Origin of the sequence: Kitasatospora sp. NPDC051853 (assembly GCF_044452665.1) — a bacterium.
Classification (GTDB): Bacteria; Actinomycetota; Actinomycetes; order Streptomycetales; family Streptomycetaceae; genus Kitasatospora.
The window spans coordinates 339875-357064 of record NZ_JBITBY010000007.1; the positions used below are offsets into that span (position 1 = coordinate 339875).

Annotated in this window: 16 protein-coding genes; 12 read left to right on the forward strand and 4 right to left on the reverse strand. The window is 72.4% G+C overall.

Annotated elements, in window-relative coordinates; genetic code table 11:
• Nucleotides 1-55: 55 nt before the first annotated feature.
• Nucleotides 56-1273, reverse strand: coding sequence for an MFS transporter (locus ACIA8O_RS22015; protein WP_396295611.1), 1218 nt, complete (start codon nt 1271-1273; stop codon nt 56-58).
• Between the two features lie 94 nt (nt 1274-1367).
• Between ACIA8O_RS22015 and ACIA8O_RS22020 the strand changes: the two genes are divergently transcribed.
• From ACIA8O_RS22020 to ACIA8O_RS22045, 6 genes are all read left to right on the forward strand, one after another.
• On the forward strand, nt 1368-2231 hold the full coding sequence (locus tag ACIA8O_RS22020; protein WP_396295612.1) for a winged helix-turn-helix transcriptional regulator: 864 nt from the start codon (nt 1368-1370) through the stop codon (nt 2229-2231).
• A gap of 181 nt (nt 2232-2412) precedes the next feature.
• Complete coding sequence (locus ACIA8O_RS22025) at nt 2413-3423, forward strand: LLM class flavin-dependent oxidoreductase (RefSeq protein ID WP_396295613.1); 1011 nt, start codon at nt 2413-2415, stop codon at nt 3421-3423.
• 209 nt (nt 3424-3632) lie between these two features.
• The gene (locus ACIA8O_RS22030; protein ID WP_396295614.1) at nt 3633-4745 is read left to right on the forward strand and encodes a M24 family metallopeptidase; all 1113 of its coding nucleotides are present in this window, start codon (nt 3633-3635) and stop codon (nt 4743-4745) included.
• A 70-nt stretch (nt 4746-4815) separates the two neighbouring features.
• Nucleotides 4816-5376: an elongation factor P gene (gene efp, locus ACIA8O_RS22035; RefSeq protein WP_345283286.1), complete on the forward strand. Its 561-nt coding sequence runs from the start codon at nt 4816-4818 to the stop codon at nt 5374-5376.
• Nucleotides 5377-5378: 2 nt separating this feature from the next.
• A complete protein-coding gene (gene nusB / locus ACIA8O_RS22040) occupies nt 5379-5819 on the forward strand; it encodes a transcription antitermination factor NusB (RefSeq protein WP_345283287.1) in 441 nt (146 codons plus the stop codon).
• A gap of 116 nt (nt 5820-5935) precedes the next feature.
• On the forward strand, nt 5936-6757 hold the full coding sequence (locus tag ACIA8O_RS22045; protein ID WP_396295615.1) for a thioesterase family protein: 822 nt from the start codon (nt 5936-5938) through the stop codon (nt 6755-6757).
• A gap of 55 nt (nt 6758-6812) precedes the next feature.
• On the opposite strand, the gene ACIA8O_RS22050 is transcribed toward ACIA8O_RS22045, so the two are convergent.
• Together ACIA8O_RS22050 and ACIA8O_RS22055 are read right to left on the reverse strand one after the other, a co-directional pair.
• Nucleotides 6813-7781 carry a tyrosinase family protein gene (locus ACIA8O_RS22050; protein ID WP_396295616.1) on the reverse strand — a complete coding sequence of 323 codons (969 nt, stop codon included), beginning with the start codon at nt 7779-7781 and terminating at the stop codon, nt 6813-6815.
• A gap of 1 nt (nt 7782) precedes the next feature.
• Nucleotides 7783-8142 (reverse strand): hypothetical protein, encoded by a 360-nt coding sequence (locus ACIA8O_RS22055; protein ID WP_396295617.1) that lies wholly within the window; start codon nt 8140-8142, stop codon nt 7783-7785.
• A 246-nt stretch (nt 8143-8388) separates the two neighbouring features.
• Between ACIA8O_RS22055 and ACIA8O_RS22060 the strand changes: the two genes are divergently transcribed.
• Nucleotides 8389-9246, forward strand: coding sequence for a hypothetical protein (locus ACIA8O_RS22060; protein ID WP_396295618.1), 858 nt, complete (start codon nt 8389-8391; stop codon nt 9244-9246).
• A gap of 79 nt (nt 9247-9325) precedes the next feature.
• On the opposite strand, the gene ACIA8O_RS22065 is transcribed toward ACIA8O_RS22060, so the two are convergent.
• On the reverse strand, nt 9326-9829 hold the full coding sequence (locus tag ACIA8O_RS22065; RefSeq protein ID WP_396295619.1) for a transcriptional regulator: 504 nt from the start codon (nt 9827-9829) through the stop codon (nt 9326-9328).
• A 300-nt stretch (nt 9830-10129) separates the two neighbouring features.
• Between ACIA8O_RS22065 and pyrR the strand changes: the two genes are divergently transcribed.
• The 5 genes from pyrR to carB all read left to right on the forward strand — a co-directional run bounded on the left by pyrR (nt 10130) and on the right by carB (nt 17169).
• Nucleotides 10130-10738, forward strand: coding sequence for a bifunctional pyr operon transcriptional regulator/uracil phosphoribosyltransferase PyrR (gene pyrR / locus ACIA8O_RS22070; RefSeq protein ID WP_396295620.1), 609 nt, complete (start codon nt 10130-10132; stop codon nt 10736-10738).
• 76 nt (nt 10739-10814) lie between these two features.
• A complete protein-coding gene (locus ACIA8O_RS22075) occupies nt 10815-12119 on the forward strand; it encodes a dihydroorotase (RefSeq protein WP_396295621.1) in 1305 nt (434 codons plus the stop codon).
• Between the two features lie 62 nt (nt 12120-12181).
• On the forward strand, nt 12182-12685 hold the full coding sequence (locus tag ACIA8O_RS22080) for a hypothetical protein (protein ID WP_396295743.1): 504 nt from the start codon (nt 12182-12184) through the stop codon (nt 12683-12685).
• Entirely contained in the window at nt 12682-13857 is a 1176-nt protein-coding gene (gene carA, locus ACIA8O_RS22085; protein ID WP_396295622.1) for a glutamine-hydrolyzing carbamoyl-phosphate synthase small subunit, read from the forward strand. The genes ACIA8O_RS22080 and carA overlap by 4 nt, the downstream gene beginning before the upstream one ends.
• A 3-nt stretch (nt 13858-13860) precedes the next feature.
• Nucleotides 13861-17169: a carbamoyl-phosphate synthase large subunit gene (gene carB, locus ACIA8O_RS22090; protein WP_396295623.1), complete on the forward strand. Its 3309-nt coding sequence runs from the start codon at nt 13861-13863 to the stop codon at nt 17167-17169.
• Nucleotides 17170-17190 lie beyond the last annotated feature (21 nt).

Below are 17190 nucleotides of genomic sequence, written 5' to 3' on the forward strand. Positions count from 1 at the left end.
GACGGTGCCCGGCGGTTGTGCCACCCGGCGTCCGTCAACTCCCGCTGACGGGGGCTCAGGCGTTCTCCAGGACCCCGGCCTCCGCGGCCGCCGGCGCGGGCCGCGGAGGCCGGGAGCGCAGGGCGGGGGAGGCGGCCAGCAGGACCGCCGCGCCCGCGAGCAGGCCGGCCCCGGCGCAGAGCGGCCAGAGCAGACCGGGCGCCGCGTCGTACACCGGGCCGCCGATCGCCGGGGCCAGGACGGAGCCGCTGATCGAGGCGCCCGCGTACAGGCTCTGGAAGCGCCCCTGGAGGTGGAGCGGGGCGCAGTCCGCGACGTACGCGGTGGCCGGGGTCTTGTAGAGGATCTCGCCGAGGGTGAGCAGCACCAGGGTGGCGACCGCGAGCCAGACCGAGGCACCGAGCACCAGCAGCCCGTAGCCGAGGCCGACCAGGGCCAGCCCGGCGGCGATCATCCGCAGCGGGGAGCGCTTGCGCAGGGCCACGGTGGCGGGCAGCTCCAGGAGGAGGATCAGCCCGCCGTTGACCGCCATCAGGGCGCCGTACACCTCGCTGCCGATGCCGTGGTCCCGCAGGAAGACCGGCAGGGTGCCGTACTGCTGGCGGTAGACGGTGTCGATCACCACGATGGCCGGCAGCAGCACCAGCAGCGCCGGCCGGGCCCGCAGCGCGCTCCACAGCGACTCGCCCCCGGCGGCGACGGCGGCCCGCTCGGCCTTGCCCGGGTCGGCGGTGAGCACCAGCGCGGCGTACCCCGCGAACAGCAGCGCGCCGATCCCGTCGGCCAGGAAGAGCCACCCGTACGAGACCTGGGCCGCGATCAGACCGCCGAGCGGCGCGCCCAGCGCGAAGCCCGCGTTCCCGGCGAACCGCATCACCGCGACGCCCTGCCGCCGGGCCCCGGCCGGGACGGCGGCGGTGACCAGGGTGGCGTTGGCCGCCCGGGCCGCGCCGGAGGCGTACATCGACAGCGGCAGCACCAGCAGCAGGGCCGCCACCGGCAGCACCGGCAGCACGACCAGCCCCGCGCCGGAGACCACCGAGCTGATCAGCAGCACCCGCCGGTGCCCGAAGTGGTCCCCGAACCACCCGCCGGTGAAGTTCCCCGCCACCGACCCGATCCCGCCCACGCCCGCGACCAGGCCCGCCCCGGCGACGCCGATGCCGCGCTCGGCGGTCAGGAAGAGGAAGAGGTAGACGAAGGTGAAGGCGGTCATGGTGTTGACGAAGATGCCCACCGAGAGGAGCCAGACGGCCTTCGGTACTGCTCGCACGTGAATCGGCCCCCGAGTAGTCAGTTCCTTTAGGGAACGGACTATGCCAGCATGGGAGGGTGAGGGTCAACGGCATTTCGACGGAGGAGGGCGGGTGCCCAGACGAGGCGGGCCCGGTGACGAGAACTGCGCCGTCGCCCAGTCCCTGGACGTGGTCGGCGACGCCTGGACGCTGCTGATCGTCCGCGACATCGCGCGCGGTCAGCACCGCTTCGACGGCCTCCAGCACGAACTCGGCCTCTCCCGCAAGGTCCTGACGGAGCGTCTGGCCCTGCTGGTGGACGCCGGGGTGCTCAGCCGCGAGCCCTACCAGACCCGCCCGCCCCGCTACGAGTACCGCCTCACCGAGCGCGGGCGCGGCCTGCTGCCCGTCCTGGTCGCCCTCCAGGACTGGGGCGACACCTGGCTGCTCGGCGACGGCGGCTACACCGCCACCGCCGACGAGCACTCCCGCGAGGCCGAGCGGGTGCACGCGCTGCTCGGCACCCGGGTGCCCGAGCTCCTGCTCCCCTCCGCGGACGGGCCGCTCGACCCGGTCGACGGGCTCACCGTCCTCTACTGCTTCCCCGGCGCCTTCGCCCGCCCCGAGCTCTACCCGCCCGGCTGGGGCGCCGTCCCCGGCGCGGCCGGCTGCACCCTCGAATCCCGCGGCTACCAGGCCCGGCTCGCCGAGTTCACCGCCGCCGGGGCCACCGTGCACGGCGTCTCCACCCAGCGCACCGACGAACAGCGCGCCTTCGCCTCGGCCGAGGACCTCGCCTTCCCCCTGCTCTCCGACGCCGCCCTGGAACTCGCCGCCGCCCTCCGCCTCCCCACCCTCCGGGCCGGCGGCACCCCCCGCCTCAAGCGCCTCACCCTGGTGATCGGCCCCGACCGGACGGTCCGTCAGGTCCAGTACCCGGTCACCGACATTCCCGCGAGCATCGAGACGGCCCTGCGGGAGGTCGCTTCCGGCTGACCGCGCCCCCGCTTGCTGCCGGGACGTCACGGCTGTGTTGCCCCCGATGTCCATTCCGGTCCGCCCCTTGATCGTCTCCTCGGTGCGTGTGACCGTGGCGGGGCGCCCGGTGACCGGCCGGGCCGTGTCGGTCGACCCGCGCCGTACCGCGTCCGGCCCGTCGCGGAGAACGGAGGACCCGGTGCCCTCGCCCTCGCAGCCCCTTCGCAAGCTGGGCTTCCTGACCATCGGACTGTTCGACCCCGCCGATCCCGGCAAGGGACACGAGTCCACGCTCCGGATCATCGAGCTCGGCGAGCAGCTGGGCTTCGACGGCGCCTGGGTCCGCCACCGGCACCTCCAGTACGGGATCTCCTCCCCGGTCGCCGTCCTCGCCGCGGCCACCCAGCGCACCCACCGGATCGAACTGGGCACCGCGGTCATCCCCCTGGGCTGGGAGAACCCGCTGCGCCTGGCCGAGGACCTCGCGACCGTCGACCTGCTGTCCGGCGGCCGCCTCAACCCCGGAGTCAGCGTCGGCCGCCCCGGCCACTGGGACCAGGTCGCCCCCGCGCTGTACCCGGACACCGCCGAGACCGAGGAGTTCGGCTACGAGCGGGTCTCGCGGCTGCTGCGCTTCGTCAAGGGCGAGCCCGCCACCGACTTCAGCGGCGTCGAGGGCATCGAGGTCTACTCCGACCGGGTCCAGCCCGTCGCGCCCGGCCTGGCGGACCGCGTCTGGTACGGCGGCGGCAGCCTGCGCTCGGCCCGCTGGGCGGGCGGGCAGGGGCTCAACCTGCTGACCAGCAACGTGGTCCGGGCGGAGGAGTCGGAGGACTTCGCCACCATCCAGCGCTCGCAGATCGACGCCTTCCGCAGCCACCACCCCGAGGGCGCCCGCGCCCGGGTCTCCCAGGGCCTGGTGGTCGTCCCCACCGACAGCGCCACGCCGCAGCAGCGCGCGAAGTACCAGGAGTACGCGCGGAAGCGGCTCCCGCGCACCGCCACCCCGCAGGGGCCGGCCCGGATGATGTTCGCACCGGACCTGGTGGGGACGTCCGCCGAGATCGCCGAACGGCTGTACGCCCACGCGGGGTTCCAGGCGGTCGACGAGGTCGTCTTCGCCCTGCCCTTCAGCTTCGACCACGACGACTACGTCCAGATCCTCACCGACATCGCCACCCACCTCGGGCCCCTGCTGGGCTGGAGGTGATGCTTCGGGGGCGCGGGGAACTGCGCGCTGCGGAAGGCGACGACCCGTGTGCCGGGTACGGACAGCCACTTGCAGGTGAAGGCCCGTACCCGGCACACGGGTCCCTGTCTTCCGTCTCGCGCAGTTCCCCGCGCCCCTGACCCATGCCCGCGGCCACGGGCGGCTGCGCTCGACGGGCGGGGGCGGCGTGGGGTTCTTAGGCTCGGGGCATGGTTGACGCACATGCGGCCCGGCGGGAACGGCTCAGGCAGCACTGCAGCGCCTCCGGCGCCGACGCGGCGCTGATCACCCGTCCCGCGAACGTCCGGTACCTGACCGGCTGCGCGCCCTGCGGGGCCACCCTCCTGCTCACCCGCGACCGCGCCCTGCTCGCGCTGCCCGAGGACCTGCCCCCGGACGACACCGGCGAGCACCTGGTGCCGGACGACCCCGAGGTCTCCCGGGTGCCGGTGCCCGGCGAGACCGACACCGCGCTGGCCGCCGCCGAGGCGGCGGCCCGGCTGGGGGTGCGCGACCTGGCGGTGGAGGAGCACGACCTGACGGTCAGTCGGCACCGCGCGGTGGGCGGGCTGGCCAAGGGGGTCAACCTGCTGGACCTGGCCCGGGCGGTGGAGCGCCAGCGGGTGGTGAAGGACGAGCACGAGATCGCCGACCTGCGGATCGCCGCCGAGATCGCCGACCAGGCGCTCGGGGAGCTGCTGGAGTCGATCCTGGTCGGCCGTACCGAGCGCCACCTGGCGATGGAGCTGGAGCGCCGGATGATCGACCACGGCGCGGACCGGGCCGCCTTCCCGGTCTCGGTGGGCACCGGCAGCCACTCCGGCCAGGAGGCCCACCTGCCCACCGACCGCCGGGTGGAGGAGGGCGACTTCCTCACCGTGGTGCTCGGCGCGCAGTACCGCGGCTACCGGGTCTCCACCGCCCGCACCTTCGTGATCGGCGCCGCCCCCGCCCCCTGGCAGGTGGACCTGCACCGGCTGGTCTTCCGCGCCCAGCGGGCCGGCCGGGAGGCGCTCGGGCCGGGTGTCGCGGAGCACGAGCCGGACCGGGCGGCCCGCGAGATCCTCCGTTCGGCGGGCCACGTGGGCAACGCCGCGCACCCGCTCGGTCACGGCATCGGACTCGAGATCAGGGAGGCGCCGCGTCTCGGGCCCGCGGACATGGGTAAACTGGACAATCGCGTGCCGGTCACCGTCGGCCCCGGGGTGCACATCCCCGGAAAGGGCGGGGTCCGGATCGAGGACACACTCGTGGTGCGCCCCCTCGAAGAGGGCGGGCCCGAGCTGCTCACCATCACGACCAAGGAGCTCCTCGCGCTGTAGCCGCCCCGGCGGCTGCGGAACGCGCATCCCCTTGGTTCCTTGACAGCTATATCCAGGAGTTAGTGCGCCCGTGGCTTCCACGAACGATCTCAAGAACGGCATGGTCCTCAACATCGACGGCAAGCTGTGGTCCGTCGTCGAGTTCCAGCACGTGAAGCCCGGCAAGGGCCCGGCCTTCGTGCGCACCAAGCTCAAGGAGGTCCTCAGCGGCAAGGTCGTCGACAAGACCTTCAACGCCGGCGTGAAGGTGGAGACCGCCAACGTCGACAAGCGCACCATGCAGTTCTCGTACAAGGACGGCGAGAACTTCGTGTTCATGGACATGGACACCTACGACCAGCTCACCATCGAGCCGTCGGTCGTCGGCGACGCCGCCAAGTACCTGCTGGAGGGCTTCGAGGCCCTGGTCGCGCAGAACGACGGCTCCCCGCTGTACGTCGAGCTCCCGGCCGCCGTCGAGCTCGTGATCGCCGAGACCGAGCCGGGCGTCCAGGGCGACCGCTCCACCGGTGGCACCAAGCCGGCCACCCTGGAGACCGGCACCGAGATCCAGGTCCCGCTCTTCGTCACCACCGGTGAGAAGGTCAAGGTCGACACCCGCGACGGCAGCTACCTGGGCCGGGTCAAGTAACCGTGTCCGCTGCTCGCACCAAGGCCCGCACCCGGGCCTTCCAGATCCTCTTCGAGGCCGACCACCGCGGGGTCGACCCCCAGCGGGTGCTCGCCGACTGGATCGCGCGGGCGCGCGACCCCAAGCCGGACGAGGGCATCCCGCAGGTCGGTGAGTACACCATGCAGTTGATCGAGGGCTACGTCCAGCACGCCCGCAAGATCGACGAGCTGATCTCCACCTACGCCGTGGGCTGGACCCTCGACCGGATGCCGATCGCGGACCGCAACGTCCTTCGCCTCGGTGCCTACGAGCTGATCTGGGAGGACGGCGTCCCGGACGCGGTCGTCCTGGACGAGGCCGTCGAGATCGCCAAGGAGTACTCCACGGACGACTCCCCGGCCTTCGTCAACGGCCTGCTCGCCCGCTTCCTGGAGCTCAAGCCGACCCTGCGTCGCGACTGAGCACCGACCACGGAGCCGCCGGCCCCTTCGGGGGTCCGGCGGCCCTGTCGTTCCCGGGGGCGGCCGGTCTATGGTGGCTACTGACGGGTAACTGCTCTGTGAAGGCGGCTCCACCGATGACCACCGCGATCCTCAGCGAGTTCGACCAGGGCATCGCCCTCAGCCCCGACGGCCCGGGGGCGTACCGGGCCGAGTTGGGCGAGGGCTGGCAGATCGGCGGCGGGGTCAACGGAGGGCTGCTGCTGGCGGTGGCCGGGCACGCGCTCTCGCTGGACCACCCCGAGCACCCGGACCCGGTCTCGATCAGCGGGTACTACCTGTCGGCCTCGGTGCCCGGGCCGGCCGAGGTGCGGACGGAGTCGGTGCGGCGGGGGCGTTCGCTCTCCACCGGGACGGCCTCGCTGAGCCAGGGCGGGGAGGAGCGGCTGCGGGTGCTCGCCACCTACGGGGACCTGAGCACCCATCAGGGGGAGGTGCGGACCACCGCGGTGGCGCCGCAACTGCCGCCGGTGGAGCAGTGCATCGGGGTGGAGCACGCGCCGCCGCAGCTGATCTCGCAGGCCGCGCTGCTGGAGCGGTTCGACCTGCGGCTGGACCCGGCCAGCGTCGGCTGGGCGCTCGGGCAGCCGTCCGGGCGGGGGCTGATCCAGGGCTGGTTCAAGCTGGCCGACGGGCGGGAGCCGGACCCGCTCTCGCTGCTGCTGGTGGCCGACGCGCTGCCGCCGGTCACCTTCGACCTCGGCATGCCCGGCTGGGCGCCGACCATCGAACTGACGGTCCACCTGCGGGCCCGGCCGGTACCCGGCTGGCTCCGCGTCGTGCACGCGACCAGGAACGTGGCGGCCGGCCACTTCGAGGAGGACTGCGAGATCTGGGACGCCTCGGGGCGGCTGGTCGCCCAGTCCCGCCAGCTGGCCCGGACGCCGCGCCCGGCCTGATCAGGGGCAGCGGCAGGAACAGGCCCGGCTCCTCGGAGCCGGGCCTGACGTGCTGTCAGGGGAGGGTGTCGTAGCTGTAGAGGGTGCCCGGGTCGAGGACGCTGCGCGGGGTGGCGGCGGGGCCGAGCGGGGAGACGATCTCGTCGTCGATGCGGTGGCCGGTGAGGGAGGCGGGTGCGGCCATGGTCGGGAGGTAGGTCCGGCCGTGGCGGTTCATCCAGCCTTCCCAGAGGCGGTCGACGTTGCAGTGGTGGAGGTAGAAGACCGGGTCGTTGGGGGAGGAGGCCGGGAGCATGTCGCCGCCGACCCAGAGGTGGACCTGGTTGTGCAGGCCGGTGCCCCGGAAGCCCTCCAGCCGGTTGCGGAAGCCGCGTGAGGTGGTGTTCCACGGGCTGAAGTCGTAGGTGGCGAGCGCGGGATCGGCGACGGTGTCGTAGGCGAGGTCCACGTCGTCGGTGCCGGGCAGGGTGGGGGAGGCGTTCGGGCGGCCGAAGGCGCGGCGCAGGCCGCGGTTGACCTGGCGGAGGTTGTTGTCGAGGGTGGCCTCGATCCGGATCCGGAAGGTGCCCGGGGTGCCGGGCCGGAAGGCGAACGGGCCGTCGGCGACGGGCCGGCCCTGGCCGCCCAGCCACTCCGGCTTCCAGAGCGTCGCGCTCTGCGGGGCGGCCAGGTCGCCGTCGGCCGACCAGTCCCAGTAGGGCAGGCCGAACTCCGGTTCCTGGAGCACCCGTTGGAGGTTGGCCTCCAGGACTCCGAGCATCACCCGGTGCCAGGGCAGGAAGACCGGGCCGCGGTGGGCGCGGTTGCGCACCGATGAGTCACCGCCGGGTGGGACGGGCTGGTTCATCGCGAGGTGGTGCCAGATCACGAACAGGTCGTAGGTGCGGACCGGGGCCGGGGTGCCGGGAATGCCGAAGTCGGCGGTGGTGGCGGTGGTCTGCTCCGCCTTGAGCAGCTTCACCCCGCGGACGTAGGCGTCCCGGGCGGCGGTGTCGGTGACCACGTTGCGGCGGACGGCGGCCATCTCAACCACTCCCGTGCTCGTGGTGGTCGTGATCGTGCTCGTGGTTCCCGCCGGGGCCGAAGTCGTCGGGGAAGGCGTCGATCAGAGCGCGGACGAGCTCGACCGCGGAGGCCACCTGGTAGGCGGGCAGGGCGTGGCAGTGCACCTCGCCGCTGTCGTCCACCCCGATGTGCGCGGGCAGCGGCCGCCCGTCGACGGTGATCTCGTAGGTGGTGGTGATGGTGATCCGGTGGCCCTGGTACTCGTCTTCGCGGACGCTCCGGGCCGGGCCGTGCGGGTGCGCAGCGGGTTGCGGTAAGGCGCTGAGGTAGCCGGCGAGCGTGGCCGGGGTTGCGGCCGCGCGGAGGGCGGACGGGTCCATGGCGGACCTCCTGGGCGACTGCGTCGGGCGGTTGCGGGCGCGCGACGGCCGACCGGAGAAGGGCTGGACGCCACGGCCCGGGAGCTCCAGTCTCCCGCTCGCTGCCCCGGGGCGCGCGGTGCTGGGGTGGCCGGCCCCTCACGGACGGTTACAGGTCTGTGACGTGCGGTACGTGTGCGATGGCCGGGGAGGGGGAGGTAAGGGGGCAGCGGCACTCCGCCGCCGACGAACCATCAGGAGCCTCCGATGAGCCGTAACGGTCGCCCGTCCCGCACCTCCCGCTGCACCTCCCACCAGCCGGCCCGGCACGAGGACCAGGCGTTCGTGACGGGCATCCTGGCCGGTCCGGAGGACTTCGAGCGGGTGCGGGAGTGGCGGCTGACGGACGCTCCGGACTACGACGCCTACCTGCTGGACACCGCGGTGCTGCTGGAGGAGGCGCGGCGCAGTTTCGGGACGGTGCAGGCCCGGGTGTTCCATCCGCAGGACTTCGCGGAGTTCTGCCTGCTGCACGGGCTGGACCCGGCCGAACCGGCCTCCCGGGACCGCTACCTGGTCAACCCGCCGCTGCAGACCCAGCTGCTGCCCTACCAGGGCGAGGAGCTGAGCGGGGACTTCCTGCCGCGCCTGGTGCGGGCCCGGGAGAACGGGCTGACGCTGCGCCACGCGGACCTGTTGCTGGACGGCGGGTTGTACGCGGCCGAGGGGGACGCCGACCCGGCGGTGCGGCGGGCCTACCAGGCTGGGGCGGAGGTGTTCCGCCGGATGCTGGTGGGGGCCGGGCCGGGGACGTACGAGTTCCGCTGCTCGGTGGAGGCGCCGGGCGGGCGGCTGGCGGCCGAGGCGCGGATCCTGCACTGGGAGGACGGCGTGGTGCGGATCAACGACGAGGACCTGGACCTGGTCTGCGCGGTGCTCTGCGCCGGGCTGTACCGGGAGCTGCCGGGGGCGGCGGTGCTGCACGGGACCCAGGGCTCGGCCTGCGGGGAGTACCGGCAGGTGGCCTGGGCCTGGCAGGGCGGCGGGTACGGGTACGTGCCGGCGGCGCTGGAGCTGGACGGGGTGGCGGCCGCGCCGGGGTTCAGCCTGGGGACGGTGTGCTGACCCGGGCCGGTGTGCGCGAACGGCGGAGCGGGCCCGGCCGGGCCCGCTCCGCCGTGACGTTTCTGCAGGTGACGTCAGGTCAGCTGACGTCCTCCTCCCGCACCGCGCGCCGCGCGTCCGGGTTGAGCACGCCCCAGCTGATCAGCTGCTCGGTGAGGATCGAGGGGGACTGGTCGTAGATGACGGCCAGGGTGCGCAGGTCGTCCTGACGGATCGACAGCACCTTCCCGTTGTAGTCGCCGCGCTGGCTCTGGATGGTGGCCGCGTAGCGCTGCAGCGGGCCGGCCTTCTCGGACGGCACCTGGGTCAGTCTCTCCAGGTCGAGCACCAGGCGCGGCGGCGGCTCGGCCGCGCCGCCGGGGGTGCCGCCGGGCAGCAGCTCCTGGACCGGCACGCCGTAGAACTCCGCCAGCTCCGCGAGGCGCTGCACCGTGACCGCGCGGTCGCCGCGCTCGTACGAGCCGACCACCACGGCCTTCCAGCGCCCCTGGGACTTCTCCTCGACGCCGTGCAGGGAGAGCCCCTGCTGAGTGCGGATCGCCCGGAGCTTGGCCCCGAGCTGCTTCGCGTAGTCGCTGGACATTGGTCTCCCCGGACGAGATTGCTTCGCGTTGAAGGGTGAGCACGAGCGGGCTGGTGGTTCAACTGCCGGACCCGGCTGCGTTACCGGTGGGTTCGGCTGCGGTCTCGTAACTCACTGTGAGGTTACGTAGAGTGAGGTAGTTGCGTCAAGCCGAATGGTGCACTCGTGCGATTGGGCCCCTGACCAGGCAGACATGATCGCCCTGTTACGATGGCGGCGGCTTCCGGCGCAGCCCGGATCCGTTCACCAGACATCCTTTAAAGCCCGTCCTGTGAGGCGGGGAAGGAGGTCGGCTTCGGCATGACCACACGTACTGACTCAGCGCGTCCACCGCACCAGGTGCTGGACGCCACCGACGTGACCCGGGTGATCACCCGGATCGCGCACGAGATCGTCGAGCGCGCCAAGGGCGCGGAGGACGTCGTGCTGCTCGGCATCCACACCCGCGGGGTCCACCTCGCCCGCCGCCTGCAGGCCAAGCTGGCCCAGATCACCGGCCGCGAGATACCCATGGGCACCCTGGACATCACCATGTACCGGGACGACCTGCGGCTGAAGCCCGCCCGCGCCGCCGAGCACACCGAGATCCCGGCCGACGGGATCGAGGGCAAGCTGGTCATCCTGGTCGACGACGTCCTCTTCTCCGGCCGCACCATCCGCGCCGCGCTCGACGCGCTGAGCGACATCGGCCGCCCCCGCGCCGTGCAGCTCGCCGTGCTGGTCGACCGGGGCCACCGCGAGCTGCCGATCCGGGCCGACTACGTGGGCAAGAACCTGCCGACCTCGCTGCGCGAGGCGGTCCAGGTCCGGCTCGCCGACGTGGACGGCCGGGACGCCGTGCTGGTCGGGGACCGCGACTACGCGGCCCGGTCCTCGCAGGCCTTCGCCGCCGAGCCCTCCGGGGAGTAGCGGCCGGGCGGTGCTCCGTGCCCGCCCCGCCGTGCTGCCTCGTACCCCCGTACCGAAGACCCCCCGGAGCACAGCCATGACCACGTACCTGATCCGCCACGCCCAGATCCTGGGCGGCGCCCCGCAGGACCTCTTCCTCGCCGAGGGCGTCATCCAGCAGATCGGCACCGACCTCGCGGTCGAGGCCGACGTCGAGATCGACGCCCGCGGCCTGCTGGTGCTGCCCGGCCTGGTGGACCTGCACACCCACCTGCGCCAGCCCGGCAAGGAGGAGGCCGAGACCGTCCTGACGGGCACTCAGGCCGCCGCCATGGGCGGCTTCACCGCCGTGCACGCGATGGCCAACACCACCCCGACCGCCGACACCGCAGAGGTGGTCGAGCAGGTCCACCGCCTCGCGCTGGAGGCCGGCTACTGCGACGTGCACCCCGTCGGCGCCGTCACCGTCGGCCTGGAGGGCAAGGAGGCGGCCGACTGGGACGGCATGCACCGCTCCGCCGCCGCCGTCCGGGTCTTCTCCGACGACGGCAAGTGCGTGGACGACGCCGTGATGATGCGCGCCGCGCTGGAGTACGCCAAGTCCATCGACGGCGTGGTCGCCCAGCACGCCCAGGAGCCCCGCCTCACCGAGGGCGCCCAGATGAACGAGGGCCTCGTCTCGGCCGAGCTGGGCCTGCCCGGCTGGCCCGCCGTCGCGGAGGAGGCGGTCATCGCCCGCGACGTGGCGCTGGCCGCCTCGACCGGCGGCCGGCTGCACGTCTGCCACCTCTCCACCAAGGGCTCGGTGGAGATCGTCCGCTGGGCCAAGGCCCGCGGCCTGGACGTGACCGCCGAGGTGACGCCGCACCACCTGCTGCTCACCGACGAGCTGGTCCGCACCGGTGACGCGGTCTACAAGGTGAACCCGCCGCTGCGCACCGAGGAGGACGTGCTGGCGCTGCGCGCCGCGCTGGCCGACGGCACCATCGACGCGGTCGGCACCGACCACGCGCCGCACCCCGAGGCCGACAAGACCTGCGCCTGGGCGGTGGCCGCGATGGGCATGGTCGGCCTGGAGACCGCGCTCTCGGTGGTCCAGCAGACCATGGTGGACACCGGTCTGATGAACTGGCAGGGCGTCGCGGACCGGATGTCGCACCGTCCGGCCCGGATCGGCCGTCTCACCGGGCAGGGCCGCCCGATCTCGGTCGGTGAGCCCGCCAACCTGGTGCTGTTCGATCCCGCGTACCGTGGGACCGTGACCCCCGACGCCTTTGCCACCCGCAGCCGGAACACCCCCTTCAAGGGCCTCGACCTGCCCGGGAAGGTGCACGCCACCTTCCTGCGCGGCACCGCCACGGTGCTCGCCGGGGCCCTGACCGAGCTGGGTGAGGACGCGTGACGCTCCTTCAGCTGGCCCAGGAGAAGGCGAAGATCACCGACTGGACCCCGTACCTGGGGTGGATGGCCGGCCTGGCCATCCTGGTCGGCCTCGTCTACTGGCTGATGCGCCAGGGCTGGAACTGGCGCCGCACGCTCCAGTCCGACCTGCCCCCGCTGCCGGAGGTGCCCGCCGACCCGGGCGCCCCGCTGCTGGAGGCGAAGGGCCGCTACCACGGCTCGACCACCGCCGGGAACTGGCTGGACCGGGTCGTCGCGCACGGCCTCGGCACCCGCAGCCTGGCCGAACTCACGCTCACCGAGCGGGGCCTGCTGGTCCGCCGGCCCGGTGACGTGGACCTCTGGATCCCTGCGGGCAGCCTGACGGCCGCCCGGACGGACTCCGGGATCGCGGGCAAGGTCGTGCCCGCCGGACTCCTCGTCATCACCTGGGAGAACCAGGGTGTCGCGCTGGATTCCGGCTTCCGGGCCGACCACCCTGAGGAGCACACCGCCTGGGTCGAGGCGGTCGAGGCTCTCGTGACACGACGTACGACGAAGAAGACGGAAGAAGAGGCCGCCAAATGACCGCACCTGCCCCCACCACCACGCGCCACAGGCGGGAGCGCGTTCCCGCCGTGCTCGTCCTGGAGGACGGCCGGGTGTTCCGCGGCCAGGCCTACGGCGCGGTCGGCGAGACCTTCGGCGAGGCCGTCTTCAACACCGGCATGTCCGGCTACCAGGAGACCCTGACCGACCCGTCCTACCACCGCCAGGTGGTCGTCATGACGGCCCCTCAGATCGGCAACACCGGCTGGAACGACGAGGACGACGAGTCCTCGCAGATCTGGGTGGCCGGCTACGTGGTCCGCGACCCCTCCCGGGTCGTCTCCAACTGGCGGGCCGAGCGCTCGCTGGACGAGGAGCTGGTCCGCCAGGGCGTCGTCGGCATCAGCGGCGTGGACACCCGCGCCCTCACCCGCCACCTGCGCGAGCGCGGTGCGATGCGGGTCGGCATCTTCTCCGGCGAGGCGCTGGCCGACGAGGCCGAGCTGCTGGCCCGGGTCGGCCGCGCGCCCGAGATGAAGGGCGCCGACCTCTGCGCCGAGGTCGCCACCAAGGAGAAGTACGTCGTCCCGGCGATCGGCGAGAAGAAGTACACCGTCGCCGCGCTGGACCTGGGCATCAAGGGCATGACCCCGCACCGGATGGCCGAGCGCGGCATCGAGGTGCACGTCTTCCCGGCGAACTCCACCGCCGAGGAGCTGTACGCGGTCGAGCCCGACGGCGTGTTCTTCTCCAACGGCCCCGGTGACCCGGCCACCGCCGACCACCAGGTCGCGGTCGCCCGCGAGGTGCTGGCGAAGAAGACCCCGTTCTTCGGCATCTGCTTCGGCAACCAGATCCTGGGCCGCGCGCTCGGCTTCGGCACCTACAAGCTGAAGTACGGTCACCGCGGCATCAACCAGCCGGTGCAGGACCGCACCACCGGCAAGGTCGAGGTCACCGCGCACAACCACGGCTTCGCCGTGCAGGCCCCGCTGGACAAGGTGAGCGACACCCCGTTCGGCCGCGCCGAGGTCTCCCACGTCTGCCTGAACGACGACGTGGTCGAGGGCCTCCAGTGCCTGGACACCCCCGCCTTCTCGGTCCAGTACCACCCCGAGGCCGCCGCGGGCCCGCACGACGCCGCGTACCTCTTCGACCGCTTCGTTGACCTGATGGCCGGCGCCCCGGCCCGCACCACCGCAGGGAGCTGACCCGTGCCGAAGCGCACTGACATCAAGTCCGTCCTGGTGATCGGCTCCGGCCCGATCGTCATCGGCCAGGCCGCCGAGTTCGACTACTCCGGCACCCAGGCCTGCCGGGTGCTCCGCTCGGAGGGCCTGCGGGTCGTCCTGGTGAACTCCAACCCGGCCACGATCATGACCGACCCGGAGATCGCCGACGCCACCTACGTCGAGCCGATCACCCCGGAGTTCGTCGAGAAGATCATCGCCAAGGAGCGCCCCGACGTGCTCCTGCCGACCCTCGGCGGGCAGACCGCGCTCAACACCGCGATCTCGCTGCACGAGAACGGCACCCTCGCCAAGTACGGCGTCGAGCTGATCGGCGCCAACGTCGAGGCGATCCACAAGGGCGAGGACCGCCAGCTCTTCAAGGAGGTCGTCGAGGCGGTCAACGCCAAGATCGGCCACGGCGAGTCGGCCCGCTCGGTGATCTGCCACTCGATGGACGACGTCCTCAAGGGCGTCGAGACGCTCGGCGGCTACCCCGTCGTCGTCCGCCCCTCCTTCACCATGGGCGGCGCCGGCTCCGGCTTCGCCCACGACGAGGAGGACCTGCGCCGCATCGCCGGCCAGGGTCTGACCCTCTCGCCGACCACCGAGGTGCTCCTGGAGGAGTCCATCCTCGGCTGGAAGGAGTACGAGCTGGAGCTGATGCGCGACAAGAACGACAACGTCGTGGTCGTCTGCTCGATCGAGAACTTCGACCCGATGGGCGTGCACACCGGTGACTCGATCACCGTCGCCCCGGCGATGACCCTGACGGACCGTGAGTACCAGACGCTGCGTGACATCGGCATCGCGATCATCCGCGAGGTCGGCGTCGACACCGGCGGCTGCAACATCCAGTTCGCGATCAACCCGGTCGACGGCCGGATCATCGTGATCGAGATGAACCCGCGGGTCTCCCGCTCCTCGGCGCTGGCCTCCAAGGCCACCGGCTTCCCGATCGCCAAGATCGCGGCCAAGCTGGCGGTCGGCTACACCCTGGACGAGATCCCCAACGACATCACCGAGAAGACCCCGGCGTCCTTCGAGCCCTCGCTCGACTACGTCGTGGTCAAGGTGCCCCGCTTCGCGTTCGAGAAGTTCCCGAGCGCCGACGCCACGCTGACCACGACCATGAAGTCGGTCGGCGAGGCGATGGCGATGGGCCGCAACTTCCCCGAGGCGCTGAACAAGGCGCTGCGCTCGCTGGAGAAGAAGGGCTCGCAGTTCAACTGGACCGGCGAGCTCGCCGACAAGGCCGAGCTGCTGACGAAGAGCCGGATCCCGACCGACGGCCGGATCAACACCGTCATGGACTCGATCCGGGCCGGCGCCACCCCGGAGGAGGTCTTCGAGCACACGAAGATCGACCCGTGGTTCGTCGACCAGCTCTTCCTGATCAACGAGATCGCCGAGGAGCTCGCCGAGGCCGAGAAGCTCGACCCCGAGCTGCTCCGCCACGCCAAGCGGCACGGCTTCTCCGACCAGCAGATCGGCGAGATCCGCGGCCTGCGCGCCGACGTGGTCCGCGAGGTCCGGCACGCGCTGGGCATCCGCCCGGTCTTCAAGACCGTGGACACCTGCGCCGCCGAGTTCGCCGCCAGGACCCCGTACTTCTACTCCTCGTACGACGAGGAGAGCGAGGTCGCCCCGCGCTCCAAGCCCGCCGTGATCATCCTGGGCTCCGGCCCGAACCGCATCGGCCAGGGCATCGAGTTCGACTACTCCTGCGTGCACGCCTCCTTCGCGCTCGCCGAGGCCGGGTACGAGACCGTCATGGTCAACTGCAACCCGGAGACCGTCTCCACCGACTACGACACCTCCGACCGGCTCTACTTCGAGCCGCTCACCCTGGAGGACGTGCTGGAGATCGTCCACGCCGAGCAGCAGGCCGGCCCGGTGGCCGGTGTGCTGGTCCAGCTCGGCGGGCAGACCCCGCTCGGCCTGGCCCAGGCGCTCAAGGACAACGGCGTGCCGATCGTCGGCACCCAGCCCGAGGCCATCGACCTGGCCGAGGAGCGCGGCGCCTTCGGCCGCGTGCTGCGCGACGCCGGCCTGCCGGCCCCCAAGCACGGCACCGCCTTCTCCTTCGACGAGGCCAAGGCCATCGCCGACGAGATCGGCTACCCGGTGCTGGCCCGCCCCTCGTACGTGCTCGGCGGCCGCGGCATGGAGATCGTCTACGACGAGGCCTCGCTCGCCTCGTACCTGGAGCGGCACGCCGGCCTGATCTCCGAGCACCCGGTGCTGATCGACCGCTTCCTGGACGACGCGGTCGAGATCGACGTGGACGCCCTCTACGACGGCCACGAGCTCTACCTCGGCGGCGTGATGGAGCACATCGAGGAGGCCGGCATCCACTCCGGCGACTCGGCCTGTGCCCTGCCCCCGATCACCCTGGGCGGCTACGACGTCAAGCGCCTGCGGGTCTCCACCGAGGCCATCGCCAAGGGCGTCGGCGTGCGCGGTCTGATCAACATCCAGTTCGCGCTGGCCGGGGACATCCTCTACGTCCTGGAGGCCAACCCGCGCGCCTCGCGCACCGTGCCGTTCACCTCCAAGGCCACCGCGGTCCCGCTGGCCAAGGCGGCGGCCCGCGTCTCGCTCGGCGCCACCATCGCCGAGCTGCGCGCCGAGGGCCTGCTCCCGGCCGAGGGCGACGGCGGCACCCTGCCGGCCGACTGCCCGATCTCGGTCAAGGAGGCCGTGATGCCGTGGAGCCGCTTCCGCGACATCCACGGCCGCGGCGTGGACACCGTGCTCGGCCCGGAGATGCGCTCGACCGGTGAGGTCATGGGCATCGACAAGGTGTTCGGCACCGCCTACGCCAAGGCCCAGGCCGGCGCTTACGGCGCGCTGCCCACCAAGGGCAAGGTCTTCGTCTCGGTCGCCAACCGCGACAAGCGCAACCTGGTCTTCCCGGCCCGCGCGCTGGTCGACCTCGGCTTCGAGGTGCTCGCCACCTCCGGCACCGCCGAGGTGCTGCAGCGCGGCGGCATCCCGTCCACCGTGGTGCGCAAGCACAGCGAGGGCGAGGGCCCGAACGGCGAGAAGACCATCGTCCAGCTGATCCACGACGGTGAGGTCGACCTCATCATCAACACCCCGTACGGCAACAGCGGCCGCCTGGACGGCTACGAGATCCGTACGGCGGCGGTGGCGCGCGGCGTCCCCTGCCTGACGACCGTTCAGGCGATGGGCGCGGCGGTGCAGGGCTCCGACGCACTGCTGCGCGGCGACGTCGGCGTGATGTCGCTCCAGGAGCACGCGGCCCTGATCAACGCCGGCCGTAAGTAGCTCATCCCCGTGGGGGGCACA